Here is a 15161-nt window from a genome sequence, read left to right on the forward strand (position 1 = left end):
ATCCGACGCGATGCCGACAAGGATGAAACAGGAGGGTGCCATGGTAGACAGACGAGGACAGCCGCTTTCGCGCGACGCGATGGCTTATGTGCTGGCAGGGGGCCGCGGCAGCCGGTTGATGGAACTGACCGACACGCGCGCCAAGCCGGCGGTGTACTTCGGCGGCAAGAGCCGGATCATCGACTTCGCGCTGTCGAATGCGATCAATTCGGGCATCCGGCGGATCGGCGTCGCGACGCAATACAAGGCGCATTCGCTGATCCGCCATCTCCAGCGCGGCTGGAACTTCCTGCGGCCGGAGCGCAACGAAAGCTTCGACATCCTGCCCGCCTCGCAGCGCGTGTCGGAGTTCCAATGGTATGAGGGCACCGCCGACGCGGTGTTCCAGAACATCGACATCATCGAGACGTATAACGTCGAATATATGGTGATCCTCGCCGGTGATCATATCTACAAGATGGATTACGAGATCATGCTCCAGCAGCATTGCGACAGTGGCGCCGACGTCACCGTCGCCTGCATGGAGGTGCCGCGGATGGAGGCGGTCGCCTTCGGCGTGATGCATGTCGACGAGACCGACCGGATCATCGACTTCGTCGAAAAGCCCGCCGATCCGCCGGCGATCCCCGGCCAGCCCGATATCGCGCTCGCCAGCCTCGGCATCTATGTCTTCCGCACCAAATTCCTGATCGAGCAGCTGAAGCGCGATGCCGCGACCGAAGGCTCGGCGCGCGACTTCGGCAAGGACATCATCCCCTATCTGGTCGAACACGGCACCGCGCAGGCGCATCGCTTCTCGCAGAGCTGCGTGCGCACCAGCGAGGAGCCTGCCGCCTATTGGCGCGACGTCGGCACGGTCGATGCCTATTGGGAGGCGAACATCGACCTCACCGATATCATCCCGCAGCTCGACGTCTACGATCACGAATGGCCCCTGTGGACCTATTCGGAGATCACCCCGCCCGCCAAGTTCGTCCATGACGAGGAGGGGCGGCGCGGCTCGGCGGTGTCGAGCCTCGTTTCGGGCAACTGCATCGTCTCGGGTTCGTCGATCCACCGCAGCCTGCTATCGACCGGTGTACGCGCGCACAGCTTCTCGTCGCTCGATGAAGCGGTGGTGCTGCCCTATTGCGAGATCGGCCGGAACGCGCGGCTCAAGCGGGTGGTGATCGATCGCGGCGTGGTGATCCCGGACGGGCTCGTCGTCGGCGAGGACCCGGCGCTCGACACGCAGCGCTTCCGGCGCACCGACAAGGGCATCTGCCTCATCACCCAGCCGATGATCGACCGCCTCGCGCTGTGACGCTGTCGGTCCTCTCGGTCGCCTCCGAGGCGTTTCCGCTGGTCAAGACCGGCGGGCTCGCCGACGTGGTCGGCGCGCTGCCCGATGCGCTCGCGCCGCATGGCGTCGCCACGACGACGATGATCCCGGGCTATCCGGCGATCGGCAAGGCGATCAAGGGCGCCAAGGTGGTGCGGCGCTGGCCGCGGCTGCTCGGTGCGGAGGCGCGGCTGCTGCGCGCGCGGATCGGCGACCATCCGCTGCTCGTGCTCGACGCGCCGGCGCTGTTCGCGCGGCCCGGCGGGCTGTACGGCGACGAGGACGACTGGCGCCGCTTCGCTGCCCTGTCACGTGCGGCGGCGGATATCGCCGGCGATTACGACGTGCTCCACGCGCATGACTGGCAGGCGGCGATGGCCCCCGCCTATCTGCGCTACGGCAGCGGCGCGGCGCGGCGCCCGGCGAGCGTGATGACGGTGCACAATATCGCCTTCCAGGGCCATTTCGACGCGGCGGTGTTCGCCGAGCTCGACCTGCCCGCCGCCGCCTATGCGATCGACGGCGTCGAATATTATGGCGGCGTCGGCTTCCTCAAGGCGGGGCTCGAGGCGGCGGATGCGATCACCACGGTCAGCCCGACCTATGCCGCCGAGATCCGCGAGGGGCGTTTCGGCATGGGGCTGGAGGGACTCATCGAAAGCCGGCGCGGCAGCGTCCACGGCATCGTCAACGGCATCGACCCGGCAATCTGGAACCCGGATCGCGATGCCGCCCTCCCCAGCCGCTATTCCGCCCGCGCGCTCGGCCGGCGCAAGGCGAACAAGCGCGCGATCGAGAAGACGTTCGGGCTGGAGGCGGGCGACGGGCCGCTGTTCACCGTGATCAGCCGGCTGACCTGGCAGAAGGGCATGGACGTGCTCGTCACCTGCCTCGAAGAACTGGTCGCGGGCGGCGGCCGGCTGGCGCTGCTCGGCTCGGGCGACGCGCATCTCGAAGCCGCCTTCCTCGCCGCGGCGGCGCGGCACCCGGGGCGGATCGCGGTGCGGATCGGCTATGACGAGCCGCTGTCGCACCTGTTGCAGGGCGGCGCCGACGCGATCCTGATCCCGTCGCGCTTCGAGCCGTGCGGCCTCACCCAGCTCTACGGCCTCGCCTACGGCTGCGTGCCGATCGTCGCGCGCACCGGCGGGCTCGCCGATACGGTGATCGACGCCAATCAGGCCGCGCTCGCCGCGGGGGTCGCGACCGGCTTCCAGCATGGCGAGACCAATTACCACACGCTGGCGCATGCGATCGCGCGCGCCATTGCGGCCTATGCGCGCCCCGACCTATGGTGCACCTTGCAGCGCAATGGGATGCGCGCCGATTTCTCCTGGTCGGAAAGCGGGCGACGCTATGCCGATCTCTACCACAGCCTGACAGGAACCGCATGATCCGCACCGTCGCGAGCCAAGCCTATTCGGACCAGAAGCCCGGTACGTCGGGACTGCGCAAGAAGGTCACCGTCTTCCAACAGCCCAATTATGCCGAGAATTTCGTCCAGTCGGTGTTCGACGTGATCGACGGCAAGGACGGCGCGACGCTGGTGATCGGCGGCGACGGGCGTTTCCTCAACCGCGAGGTGATCCAGAAGGCGATCCGCATCGCCGCGGCGAACGGCTTCGGCCGCGTCGTCGTCGGCCGCGGCGGGCTGCTCTCCACCCCCGCGGCGAGCAACATGATCCGCATCCGCGGCGCGCTCGGCGGGCTGGTGCTCTCGGCGAGCCACAATCCGGGCGGCCCGACCGAGGATTTCGGCATCAAATACAATATCGCCAACGGCGGACCGGCGCCCGAGCCGGTCACCGAGGCCCTGTACCAGCGCACCAGGACGATCGACCGCTGGCTGACCGTCGACGCCGACGACGTCGATCTCGATACGCTGGGCGAGGTGACGGTCGGCGAGATGACGGTCGAAGTGGTCGATCCGGTCGCCGATTATGCCGCGCTGATGGAGCGGCTGTTCGACTTCGACGCGATCCGCGCCGCCGGGCTGACGATGGCGTTCGACGCGATGAGCGCCGTCACCGGCCCCTATGCGACCGAGATCCTCGAACGCCGGCTCGGCTTTGCGCCCGGCACGGTGCGCAACGGCGAGCCGCTCGAGGATTTCGGCGGCCACCATCCGGATCCCAACCTCGTCCATGCGCGCGCGCTGTACGAGACGATGATGGCGGCGGACGCCCCTGATTTCGGCGCGGCGTCGGACGGCGACGGCGACCGCAATCTCATCATCGGCCGCGCCCGCTTCGTCACGCCCTCGGACAGCCTCGCGATGCTCGCGGCGAACGCACACCTCGCCCCCGGCTATAAGGCCGGCCTCAAGGGCATCGCCCGCTCGATGCCGACCAGCGCCGCGGCGGATCGCGTCGCCGAAACGCTCGGCGTGCCGATTTTCGAAACGCCGACGGGGTGGAAGTTCTTCGGCAATCTGCTCGACGCGGGCATGGCGACGATCTGCGGCGAGGAGAGCGCGGGCACCGGATCGGATCACGTCCGCGAGAAGGACGGGCTGTGGGCGGTGCTGCTCTGGCTCAACATCCTCGCGGTGCGCGGCGAATCGGTCGATGCGATCGCGCGCGACCATTGGGCGACCTATGGCCGCAACTATTACGCCCGCCACGATTACGAGGGCGTCGACAGCGCCCGCGCCGATGCGCTGATGACGGAGCTGCGCGGCTCGCTCGCCGGGCTGCCGGGCCGCACGGTCGCCGGGCTGCGCATCGCGACCGCGGACGACTTCGCCTATAACGATCCGACCGACGGCTCGGTCAGCCGCAACCAGGGCGTGCGCATCCTGTTCGACGGCGGCAGCCGCGTCGTCTTCCGCCTGTCGGGCACGGGCACCAGCGGCGCGACGTTGCGCGTCTATCTGGAACGCTACGAACCCGCCGGCGGTGACCTCGACCAGGAGACCGGCGCGATGCTCGCCGATATCGTCGCGGCGGCGGACGAGATCGCCGGCATCACCCGCCACACCGGGCGTAGCGAGCCGGACGTCATCACGTGATCGCCGCGCCCGTGCTGGGCGCGACGCCAAGCGAATCGGGCGTCAGCTTCGCGGTACGCGCGGCGACGCCGGTCTGGCTGTGCCTCTGGGACGGTGCCAGCGAGCGGCGTGTCGCGATGCGCGACGCGGGCGAGGGCGTCTGGACCGCTACGGTCGCCGGCATCGGGCTCGGTCAGCCTTATGGCTATCGGGCCGAGGCGGACATGGCGAAGCTGCTGGTCGATCCCTATGCGACCGCGCTCGACCGCCCCTTCGCCTATGATCCCCGGCTCGGCGCGCCGGGGGTGGAGACGGGCTCGCTCGTGCCGTGGAGCATCGTCGCCGAGGCGCCCGACATCCTGCCGCCGCCGCCGATCTTCGCGCCCGGCGGGCTGATCTACGAGGTCAACGTGCGCGGCTTCACCATGTTGCACCCGGAGGTGCCCGCAGCGCAGCGCGGCACGATCGCCGCGCTCGCGCATCCGGCGGTGATCGCGCATCTCCAGCGGCTGCGCGTCGCGGCGATCGAACTGATGCCGATCGTCGCGTGGATCGACGAACGCCACCTGCCGCCGCTCGGATTGCGCAATGCCTGGGGCTATAATCCGGTCGTGCCGATGGCGATCGACCCGCGGCTCGCCCCCGGCGGCCTCGCCGAGCTGACCGCCACCGTCGCGACGCTGCGCGCCGCGGGGATCGGCGTGATCCTCGACCTCGTGTTCAACCACAATGGCGAGAGCGACCGCGACGGCCCCACCCTGTCGCTGCGCGGCCTCGACGAGGCGCTGTACTTCGCCCATGGCGAGGACGGCACGCTGATCAACGACAGCGGCACCGGCAACACGCTCGACTGCGCGCAGCCGGCGGTGCGCGCGCTGATCCTCGCCAGCCTGCGTCATTTCGCGCGCGCCGGGGTCGACGGCTTCCGCTTCGATCTCGCGCCGGTGCTGGCACGCGGCCCCGGTTTCGATCCGCAGGCGCCGATCTTCGCCGAGATCGCCGCCGACCCGCTGCTCGCGACGCGGGTGATGATCGCCGAGCCGTGGGATATCGGGCCGGGCGGCTATCAGCTCGGACGCTTCCCGCAGACCTGGCTCGAATGGAACGACCGCTATCGCGACGACCTGCGCCGCTTCTGGCGCGGTGACGGCGCGGCGGGGGCGCTCGCGACTCGGATCGCGGGATCGGCGGACGTGTTCGGCGCGGGTGCGACCCGCAGCGTCAATTTCGTCGCCGCGCATGACGGCTTCACGCTCGCCGACACCGTCGCTTATGCCGAGCGGCACAATCACGCCAATGGCGAGGACAATCGCGACGGCCATGGCGACAATCACAGCTGGAACAACGGCGTCGAGGGCGAGACCGACGATGCCGCCGTCCTCGCCCGGCGCGACGCCGATCGCCGGGCGCTGCTCACCCTGCTGTTCGCGTCGCGCGGCACGATCCTGCTGACCGCGGGCGACGCGTTCGCGCGCACGCAACGCGGCAACAACAATGCCTATGCGCAGGACAATGCGATCGGCTGGGTCGACTGGACGACGCGCGACACCGCGCTGGAGGCCTTCGTCGCCGCGCTCGCCGCCTTCCGCGCCGCGCATGGACTCGACCGGGTGGCGCCCTATCTCGCCGCCGACTGGCGCCGGCTCGACGGCGAGCCGATGCGCGACGGCGACTGGGACGGGGCGGACGGCTTCGTGCTGCGCTTGCCCGACGGGGACGCCGCCGTCACACTGCGGGTCGATCGGCGGACGCGGCGCGTTGCGCTGTGCCACGGCCAGTCGCTGGAGAATCGCTCATGATCCGCCCCCTGCTGCTCGCGCTGTCCGGTCTGCTCGTCGCGGCGACGCCCCTGTCGCCGGCGCAGCGGTTCGGCGCGCTGTTCCGCGACGTGCAGATGCGGCAGATCTTTCCCGACTCGAAGACCTTCGCCGATGCCGAGCCGCGTGCACCGGATGCCGCGATCCTTGCCGACTATAGTCGTTGCGCCTGTGGCGACGATGCCGAGCTCAAGGCGTTCGTGCTCGCGCATTTCACCTTGCCGGTGACGCCCGCAGCACCGCCGCCGGCGAAGACGCTCGGCCTCGCCGCGCATATCGACGCGCTGTGGCCGCAGCTGACCCGGACGCTGCCGAGCGTGCCGGCAGGATCGTCGGCGCTGTCGCTGCCACGGCGCTTCGTCGTACCGGGCGGGCGGTTCCGCGAGATGTATTATTGGGATTCCTACTTCACGATGCTGGGCCTGCAAGCGTCGGGGCGGCAGGATCTGGTCGAGGACATGATCGCCGATTTCGGCAGCCTGATCGATCGCTACGGCCGCATCCCCAATGGCACGCGGACCTATTATCTCAGCCGCTCGCAGCCGCCCTTCTTCTACCTGATCGCCGGTTTGTCGCGCGATGCCGGGACGCTGGCGCAGCGGACGCGGTGGATGCGCGCGGAACATGATTTCTGGATGGCGGGCGCGGACGGGCTCAAGCCCGGCGGCGAACATGCCCGCGTCGTCCGCCTCGTCGATGGCGCGTTGCTCAACCGCTATTGGGACGATCGCGACGATCCGCGCGACGAAAGCTATCGCGAGGATGCCGCGCTCGTCGCGGCGACGCCGGGGCGCGACGCCAGGACGCTGTACCGTGACCTGCGCGCCGGGGCGGAAAGCGGCTGGGACTTCAGCTCGCGCTGGCTCGGCGACGGGCGGACGCTGGCGACGATCCGGACGACGCGGATCGTGCCGGTCGATCTCAACAGCCTGCTCTACGGCATGGAGCGGAGCATCGCCGCCAATTGCCGCCAGCTCGGTGATACCGCCTGCGCGGCGGGCTATGATGCCGCCGCGCGCGATCGTGGCGTGGCGATCGAGCGGCATCTGTGGAACCCTGCCGGCTTCTATGCCGACCATGATCTCGACGCGCGGCGGCCGACCGCGGCGCGTACTGCGGCGATGGCCTATCCGCTGTTCGTCGGCCTCGCCCCCGCGCCGCGGGCGCAGGCGACCGCACGGGCGCTCGCGCCATTGGTCGGCGAAGGGCTCGGCACCACGGCGGTGCGCACCGGCCAGCAGTGGGACGAGCCCAACGGCTGGGCGCCGCTGCAATATGTCGCGATCGCCGGACTGCGCCGCTATCGCGAGGAGGCGCTCGCCACCCGCATCGCCGACGGCTGGCTGGCGACCGTGGCCCGCGAATATGCCGCCAGCGGCAAGCTGCTCGAGAAATACAATGTCGTCGAGCGGCTGCCCGGCGGCGGCGGGGAATATCCGTTGCAGGACGGGTTCGGCTGGACCAACGGCGTGACGCGGACGCTGCTGTCCGCGCCACCGACGCGCTGATCTACATCGCAGGCATGCTCGCCGGCATCAGATTGTGGTCGAGATGGCCCATGATCCAGATCGAACCGATCAGCACGAGCCCGACGATCAGCACGCCGAACGCCAAGGCGAGGACGTTGTTGGTATTGTCCGGCCCGCTGGTGACATGCAGGAAGAAGACGAGGTGGACGCCCATCTGCGCGATCGCCAGCGCGATCAATGCGACCGGGATACCCGGACCGTAGATCACGCCGCTATGCACCACCGCGAAGGACGCGATGCTGAGCACCGCCGCCAGCAGGAAGCCGACGATATAGGTCACCATCTTGCCGCGGATGTCGACGCCGCCCGAGTCTTCGCCGGGCGCGCGATCGTTGTCGAGGTCGGACTGATCGCTCATCCGGCGACTCCCAGCAGATAGACGGTGGTGAACAGCGCCACCCAGATGATGTCGAGCGCGTGCCAGAACAGGCTGAAGCAGGCGATGCGACGCAGGATCTCGTCTCGGAAACCCTTGGCCTGGACCTGCGCCATCATCGTCGTCAGCCAAACGAGGCCGAGCGTGACGTGGAGGCCATGGCAGCCGACCAGCGCGAAGAAGGCCGACAGGAAGGCGCTGCGCTGCGGGCCATGGCCTTCGCCGATGAGGTGGAGGAACTCATAGGCTTCGAGCGCGAGAAAGCCGGCGCCGAGCAAGGCGGTCGCCGCCATCGCGATCTGGAACCAGAAGCGGTTTTTCGCCGCGGTGGCGATCCCCGCCATGCCGCAGGCGAAGCTGGAGGCGAGCAGCAGCGCCGTCTCGCCACCGACCAGCGGCAGCTCGACGATGTCGCGCGCCGCCGGACCGCCCGCGGTCGCCTTGGCGAGCACCGCATAAGCGGCGAAGAAGCCGGCGAACATGATGAAGTCGGTGAGCAGGAAGATCCAGAAGCCATAAGCGACGACGACGCGCTTGGGCGCAGGCCCCCGTTCGCTGGGCGCAATCTCACCGCGACCGAGCTTGTGCGGATCGCCGCTCATGCCGGTTGGTCCGCGGGGATGTCGAGCAACCGCGCCTTGGCGTTGCGCCGCTCGGCGTCGAGCCGTTCCGCCTCGGCGGCGCTGATCTCGATCTCATTCTCGTCACGCCACGCGAAGATCACGAAGGTCGCCCAAGCCCCGAGAAAGCCGAGCACGAACAGCCACCAGATATGCCAGACCGCGGCAAAGCCGAGCGCGGTGGTGAAGAAGGCGGTGACGACACCGGTCGGCGAGTTGCGCGGCATGTGGAACGCCTCATATTTGGGGCGCTCGGAAAGTTCGCCATTGTCGCGTGCGGTCGACTTGATCCCCCAATAGGCCTCCTCGCCCGTGACGTTCGGCAGCACCGCGAAGTTGAACGGCGGCGGCGGCGAGGTGGTGATCCATTCGAGGCTGCGCCCGTCCCATGGATCGCCGCTGACATCGACGAGGTCCTTGCGGTTGCGGATCGAGACGTAGAGTTGGATCACCTGGCAGGCGATGCCGCCGGCGATCATCAGCGCGCCGAACGCCGCCGCGATCAGCCACGGCTGCCAGCCCGGCACGTCGTAATGCGCCATCCGCCGCGTCATCCCCATCAGCCCCAGCACGTAGAGCGGCATGAAGGCGAGATAGAAGCCGCCGACCCACAGCCAGAAGGCGCGCCGCCCCCAACGCTCGTCGAGCCGGAAGCCGAACGCCTTGGGGAACCAATAATTGTATCCGGCAAAGGCGCCGAACAGCACCCCGCCGATGATGACGTTGTGGAAATGCGCGACGAGGAACAGCGAATTGTGCAGCACGAAATCGGCGGGCGGCACCGCGAGCAGCACCCCGGTCATCCCGCCGATCACGAAGGTGACCATGAACGCCACCGCCCACAGCATCGGCACGTGGAAGCGAATCTTGCCGCCGTACATGGTGAACAGCCAGTTGAAGACCTTCACGCCGGTCGGCACCGCGATGATCATCGTCGTCACGCCGAAGAAGCCATTGACGTCGGCCCCCGCCCCCATCGTGAAGAAATGGTGCAGCCAGACCATGAACGACAGGATGCAGATCACCATCGTCGCCACCACCATCGAGCGGTAGCCGAACAGCGGCTTGCTCGAGAAGGTCGAGACGATCTCGCTGAACACGCCGAACGCCGGCAGGATCAGGATATAGACTTCGGGGTGGCCCCAGGCCCAGATGAGGTTGACGAACATCATCTGATTGCCGCCAAGCTCGTTGGTGAAGAAGTGGAAGCCGAGATAGCGGTCGAGCAGCAGCATCGCCAGCGTCGCGGTCAGGATCGGGAAGGCCGCGACGATCAGCAGGTTGGAGGCAAGGCTCGTCCAGCAGAACATCGGCATGCGGGTATAGCCCATGCCCGGCGCGCGCATCTTCAAGATGGTGGTGACGAGGTTGACCCCGGACAGCAACGTCCCGACGCCCGAGATCTGCAACGCCCACAGATAATAATCGACGCCTACGCCGGGCGAGAAGCGCAGCTCCGACAGCGGCGGATAGGCGAGCCAGCCGGTCTTGGCGAATTCGCCGATGACGAGGCTGAGGTTGATGAGCAACGCGCCGCTCGCGGTCAGCCAGAAGCTGACGTTGTTGAGCGTCGGAAAGGCGACGTCGCGCACGCCGAGCTGCAACGGCACGACGAAGTTCATCAGCCCGATGACGAACGGCATCGCCACGAAGAAGATCATGATCGTGCCATGCGCCGAGAAGATCTGGTCGTAATGTTCGGGCGGCAGATAGCCGGGATTGCCATAGGCGATCGCCTGCTGGCTGCGCATCATCGCCGCGTCGACGAAGCCGCGCATCAGCATCAGCAAGGCAAAGCCGCAATACATGATGCCGATCCGCTTGTGATCGACCGAGGTGATCCATTCGCGCCACAGATAGGGGACGTGCCCGGCGCGCCACGTCCACACCAGCACCGCGAGGATGCCGCTGCCGACGATCGCCGCGGCGATCAGCGGGATCGGCTGATCCCAGGGGATCGAATGCCAGTTGAGCTTGCCGAACATGCTCAACTCTCCCGCCCGCCATTGTCGGTTTCATGCACCGGCGCACCGGCCTCCCTGACCGCCGCGGCGAAGAAGCCGCGCGGCACGCTGCCATAAGCGAACGGCGTCACATTGCCCTTCTGGCGGGCGAGCGCGTGATAGCTGGCGGCGGTGAGCGCCGGCCCCCGCCCGCGCATCTTCGCCGCCCAGCCGGCAAATTGCTGCGCCGGCACCGCGTCGACGGTGAAGTCCATATCCGAAAAGCCTTCGCCGCTGTAATGCGCCGACAGGCCGTGGAAGCGGCCGGGCCGGTCGGCCATCAGGTTGAGCTTCGCCTCCATCCCCGCCATCGCATAGATCTGACTGCCGAGCCGCGGCACGAAAAAGCTGTTCATCACCGTCGCCGAGGTGATGCGGAAATCGACCGGCGTGCCGGCAGGCACGACGACGCGGTTGACGGTGGCGATGCCCTGCTCCGGGTAGATGAACAGCCATTTCCAGTCGAGCGCGACGACCTGGATGGTGATCGGCTTGCGCGTCGCAGCGAGCGGCCGGCGCGGATCGAGCTCGTGGCTGGCGATCCAGCCCATGCCGCCGAGAAAGATGATGACGAGCAGCGGTACCGACCAGACGAGCAGTTCGAGCTTGCCTGAATAAGCGAATTCCGGCCGGTGCTTGGCACGGCCGTTGCCCGAGCGGAACCAGAAGGCGAAGGCGAGCGTCAGGACGATCACCGGTATGACGATGCCGAGCATCACCGCCAGCGAGTTGATCAGCAACGTCTTCTCACCCGCGGCGACGGGTCCTGCGGGGTCGAGCAGCGCGGGCGCACAGCCGCCGAGGGCCGCGGCCAGCACGAACGGCAGACGTCTCAACATACGAGCGGCGGCAGACAGATCATCATTCCCCTTCGCGGAAGCCCGCCGGAACGGTTCTCCGATAATTGCAACGAGTGGCAATGCGGAGGGTTTCGCCCGCTTACGAACTATTCCGGGGATGATTTGCGGGGATGCGCGAGGAGTGGATCGGCGACTGGCATCGTCGGCGCATCGTGCCGGCGCGCCGCCCTAACGCTGGCGCGCCCGCCGCCACGCGAGCGACTGCCGGTTGAGCGTCGCCAGATCGACCGTTCCCGCCGCCGCGCCCTCGCCAAGCCTGACCGCCTCGGCCAGTCGATCGACCGCTATATGCCGATAGGCCGGCCGCGCCGCGACCGCATCGTACCAGACGCCGCCCACCGCCGCATCGAGCAGGATGCGCTGGAAACAATGATCCGCACGGACCGGCCACATACGACACCCCGCGAGACCGGGCAGGGTCTCGCGGGTCAGCGTCAGCCAGGCGGCTTCGAGGGAGGCGCGGTCGGGATCGGCCGCGGTCATCGCTCAGATATGGATCGGCTTGCCGGTCACCGCCATCGCCGCTTCCTTGAGCGCTTCCGAATGCGTCGGATGCGCATGGCAGGTATAGGCGATGTCCTCGCTGGTCGCGCCAAACTCCATCGCCTGCGCCGCCTGCGCGATCATCGTACCGGCAACACTGGCGATCGCCCAGACGCCGACGACACGGTCGGTCTTGGCATCGGCGATGATCTTGACGAAGCCGTCGGGCTCATGGTTCGTCTTGGCGCGGCTGTTCGCCATCATCGGGAACTTGCCGACCTTGACCTCACCTTTCGCCTTGGCCGCTTCCTCGGTGAGGCCGACGCCGGCGAATTCGGGCATCGTGTAGACGACGCTCGGGATGACGTCGTGGTTCACGATGCCGGTCAGTCCGGCGATATTCTCGGCGACCGCAATCCCCTCGTCCTCCGCCTTGTGCGCGAGCATCAGGCCGGGGGCGACGTCGCCGATCGCCCAGATGCCGGGCACGCTGGTCGCGAAATCGTGATCGATGTCGACCTGGCCACGCGCATTGACCGACAGGCCGGCGGCTTCGAGGTTGAGACCGTCGGTATTGGGCTTGCGGCCGATCGCGAGCAGCACCGCGTCCGCCTCGATCGTCTCGCCCGCACCGCCCGCCGCCGGCTCGAGCGTGAGCGTCGCGCTGTCGCCGGCGACGGTGACGCCGGTCACCTTGGTCGACAGCTTGAACTCCATGCCCTGCTTCTTGAAGATCTTCTGCGCTTCCTTGCGCACGTCGCCATCGAAGCCCGGCAGGATCTGGTCGAGATATTCGACGACGGTCACCTTGGCCCCCAGCCGGCGCCAGACGCTGCCGAGCTCGAGACCGATCACCCCGCCGCCGATGACGACGAGATGCTGCGGCACCTTGGCGAGTTCGAGCGCGCCGGTGCTGTCGACGACGACCTTCTGATCGACGGTGACGCCGGGCAGCGGCGTCACGCTCGACCCGGTGGCGATGACGATGTTCTTGGCGCGCACAGTCTTGCCGGCGACCTCGACGCTATCCTTGCCGGTGAAGCTGGCGCGGCCCTTGAGCCATTCGACCTTGTTCTTCTTGAACAGATATTCGATGCCGCCGGTGAGCTGCTTGACCGCGTCGCGTCGCTGGCCGTGCATCGTGTCGAGATCGAGTTCGGCGGTGACCTTGATGCCCATCTTGGCCATCGTGCCGTTGGCGGCGGCATCGAAGAATTCGGACGCATGCAGCATCGCCTTCGACGGAATGCAGCCGACGTTGAGGCAGGTGCCGCCGAGCGTCTCGCGGCTCTCGACGCAGGCGGTCTTCAGCCCGAGCTGCGCCGCGCGGATCGCAGCGACATAGCCGCCGGGGCCGGCGCCGATCACGAGGACGTCATAGTCATACTCAGCCATGATAGGCTCCGTTCATATTATGTGATGAGAGCGAAGGCGTGTTTGCCAGCCTCGACGACTTTGCGCACGAATGATCGAAGCCGAGCGATATCGGATTGCAGAAACGTCAACGCTTCCTCTCCCTCATCCGCCAGCGTCTCGGCCAAATATACCTGCTCGGCTACGGCAGTCGAGGCATCATAACGCCTCGCCCACTCTTCATCAGAGTGTTTTGCCAAAGCCGAGTGGAACGCCCGTATCGCCTCAGACGGGATAAACCATGCCGGCCCATAACCGTGGTCGGGACCGACTTCTTCGTAGGTACCGAGGATGAAACTCAGCGGACTATCAACGGGACCAGCTGATCCCGTCAGCAGGAAATGGACAGCATGCCACTGCTTGTCCAAGTCCAGGATCTGATAGTCTGGAGAGAGGTCCTCCGGATTGACGAAGTCGTAGATGGACTCGGGATCGGCACGCAAGGAGACGACATCGTCGTCACTGGCGGCTCTTACAACCCAAACCATTCCCATTGTTCGGCTCCTTACAGGTCGATCAGGATCCGCGTCGGGTCTTCGATCGCATTCTTGAGCGCGACGAGGAAGGTCACCGCCTCGCGGCCGTCGATCAGGCGATGGTCGTAGCTCAACGCGAGATACATCATCGGGCGGACGACGACCTGGCCGCCGACGACGACCGGGCGTTCCTCGATCCGGTGAAGGCCGAGCACCGCGGCCTGCGGCGGGTTGATGATCGGGGTCGACATCAGCGAGCCGAAGACACCGCCGTTCGAGATGGTGAAGGTGCCGCCCTTCATCTCGTCCATCTTGAGCGTGCCGTCCTTGGCGCGGCGGCCGAAGTCGCCGATCGTCTTCTCGATGCCGGCGACGGTCAAGTCCTGCGCATCGCGGATCACCGGCACGACGAGACCGTTGGGCGCGCTGACCGCGACCGAGATGTCGGCATAATCGTGATAGACGATCTCGTCGCCCTCGATGCTGGCGTTGACCGACGGAATGTCCTTCAGCGCCATCGTCGCGGCCTTCACGAAGAAGCCCATGAAGCCCAGCCGGACGCCGTGCTTCTTCTCGAACAGGTCCTTGTACTTGGCGCGCGCCTCGATCACCGCGGTCATGTCGACGTCGTTGAACGTCGTCAGCATGGCGGCGGTGTTCTGCGCTTCCTTGAGGCGCTTGGCGATCGTCTGGCGGAGGCGCGTCATCTTGACGCGCTCTTCCTTGCGGCCGCCCGCGGGCGCAGCGGCCGGCGCCGGCGCGGCGGCGGGCGCGGCGTTCGCCGGCTTGGAGGCGGCAGCGGCGGCGACGTCCTCCTTGGTGATGCGGCCGTCCTTGCCGGTGCCGGTGATCGACGCCGGGTCGAGGCCGTATTCGAGCACCGCGCGCCGCACCGACGGCGACAGCGCCGCGGGCGAATCGCCGGCCGGCTCGGCCTGTGCCGGAGCGGGCGTGGCGGCAGGCGCGGCTGCGGGTGCAGGCGCTGCCGCCGGCGCGGCGGCCGGAGCCGGGGCCGCGGCGGCGCCGTCACCCGCCTCGATCGTCGCGAGCATCGCGCCGACCTCGACCGTGTCGCCGACCTTGACCGCATGGCTACCCATCACGCCGGCGACCGGCGAGGGCACCTCGACCGACACCTTGTCGGTTTCGAGGCTGGCGATCGGCTCGTCGACCTTGACCGGGTCGCCGGGCTGCTTGAGCCATTCGCCGACGGTGGCTTCGGTGATCGATTCACCCAGAACGGGTACGGTGACTTCGGTTGCCATCTCTTGCAT

Annotated in this window: 13 protein-coding genes; 5 read left to right on the forward strand and 8 right to left on the reverse strand. The window is 67.6% G+C overall.

What is annotated here, in order from left to right:
* Positions 1-40 precede the first annotated feature (40 nt).
* The 5 genes from glgC to treF are packed head-to-tail and all read left to right on the forward strand — an operon-like array spanning position 41 to position 7635.
* On the forward strand, positions 41-1303 hold the full coding sequence (glgC, locus tag BW41_RS18840) for a glucose-1-phosphate adenylyltransferase (protein WP_037536624.1): 1263 nt from the start codon (positions 41-43) through the stop codon (positions 1301-1303).
* The gene (glgA, locus tag BW41_RS18845; protein WP_037536625.1) at positions 1300-2715 is read left to right on the forward strand and encodes a glycogen synthase GlgA; all 1416 of its coding nucleotides are present in this window, start codon (positions 1300-1302) and stop codon (positions 2713-2715) included. The genes glgC and glgA overlap by 4 nt, the downstream gene beginning before the upstream one ends.
* Positions 2712-4331, forward strand: a complete 1620-nt coding sequence (locus BW41_RS18850) for an alpha-D-glucose phosphate-specific phosphoglucomutase (RefSeq protein ID WP_037536627.1) — start codon at positions 2712-2714, stop codon at positions 4329-4331. Before glgA ends, BW41_RS18850 begins: the two co-directional genes overlap by 4 nt.
* Complete coding sequence (locus BW41_RS18855) at positions 4328-6109, forward strand: glycogen debranching protein (RefSeq protein ID WP_327195603.1); 1782 nt, start codon at positions 4328-4330, stop codon at positions 6107-6109. Before BW41_RS18850 ends, BW41_RS18855 begins: the two co-directional genes overlap by 4 nt.
* Positions 6106-7635 carry an alpha,alpha-trehalase TreF gene (treF, locus tag BW41_RS18860; protein WP_037536629.1) on the forward strand — a complete coding sequence of 510 codons (1530 nt, stop codon included), beginning with the start codon at positions 6106-6108 and terminating at the stop codon, positions 7633-7635. The genes BW41_RS18855 and treF overlap by 4 nt, the downstream gene beginning before the upstream one ends.
* A 1-nt stretch (position 7636) precedes the next feature.
* Here the strand turns inward: treF and cyoD are convergent, their stop codons facing one another.
* The 8 genes from cyoD to odhB form a co-directional block, all read right to left on the reverse strand.
* Positions 7637-8014, reverse strand: coding sequence for a cytochrome o ubiquinol oxidase subunit IV (gene cyoD / locus BW41_RS18865; RefSeq protein ID WP_037536630.1), 378 nt, complete (start codon positions 8012-8014; stop codon positions 7637-7639).
* On the reverse strand, positions 8011-8634 hold the full coding sequence (cyoC, locus tag BW41_RS18870) for a cytochrome o ubiquinol oxidase subunit III (protein WP_037536632.1): 624 nt from the start codon (positions 8632-8634) through the stop codon (positions 8011-8013). Before cyoC ends, cyoD begins: the two co-directional genes overlap by 4 nt.
* Positions 8631-10637 carry a cytochrome o ubiquinol oxidase subunit I gene (cyoB, locus tag BW41_RS18875; RefSeq protein WP_051583693.1) on the reverse strand — a complete coding sequence of 669 codons (2007 nt, stop codon included), beginning with the start codon at positions 10635-10637 and terminating at the stop codon, positions 8631-8633. The genes cyoC and cyoB overlap by 4 nt, the downstream gene beginning before the upstream one ends.
* Before the next feature lie 2 nt (positions 10638-10639).
* Positions 10640-11494: a ubiquinol oxidase subunit II gene (gene cyoA, locus BW41_RS18880; protein ID WP_037536633.1), complete on the reverse strand. Its 855-nt coding sequence runs from the start codon at positions 11492-11494 to the stop codon at positions 10640-10642.
* A 189-nt stretch (positions 11495-11683) separates the two neighbouring features.
* Positions 11684-11998: a hypothetical protein gene (locus BW41_RS18885; protein ID WP_037536636.1), complete on the reverse strand. Its 315-nt coding sequence runs from the start codon at positions 11996-11998 to the stop codon at positions 11684-11686.
* A gap of 3 nt (positions 11999-12001) precedes the next feature.
* Positions 12002-13393, reverse strand: coding sequence for a dihydrolipoyl dehydrogenase (gene lpdA / locus BW41_RS18890; protein WP_037536638.1), 1392 nt, complete (start codon positions 13391-13393; stop codon positions 12002-12004).
* Positions 13394-13410: 17 nt separating this feature from the next.
* Entirely contained in the window at positions 13411-13905 is a 495-nt protein-coding gene (locus tag BW41_RS20230) for a YfbM family protein (protein ID WP_081793197.1), read from the reverse strand.
* 11 nt (positions 13906-13916) lie between these two features.
* Complete coding sequence (odhB, locus tag BW41_RS18900) at positions 13917-15152, reverse strand: 2-oxoglutarate dehydrogenase complex dihydrolipoyllysine-residue succinyltransferase (protein WP_037536639.1); 1236 nt, start codon at positions 15150-15152, stop codon at positions 13917-13919.
* Between the last annotated feature and the right edge of the window lie 9 nt (positions 15153-15161).

The organism is Sphingomonas sp. RIT328 (genome assembly GCF_000632225.1).
Classification (GTDB): domain Bacteria; phylum Pseudomonadota; class Alphaproteobacteria; order Sphingomonadales; family Sphingomonadaceae; genus Sphingomonas; species Sphingomonas kyungheensis.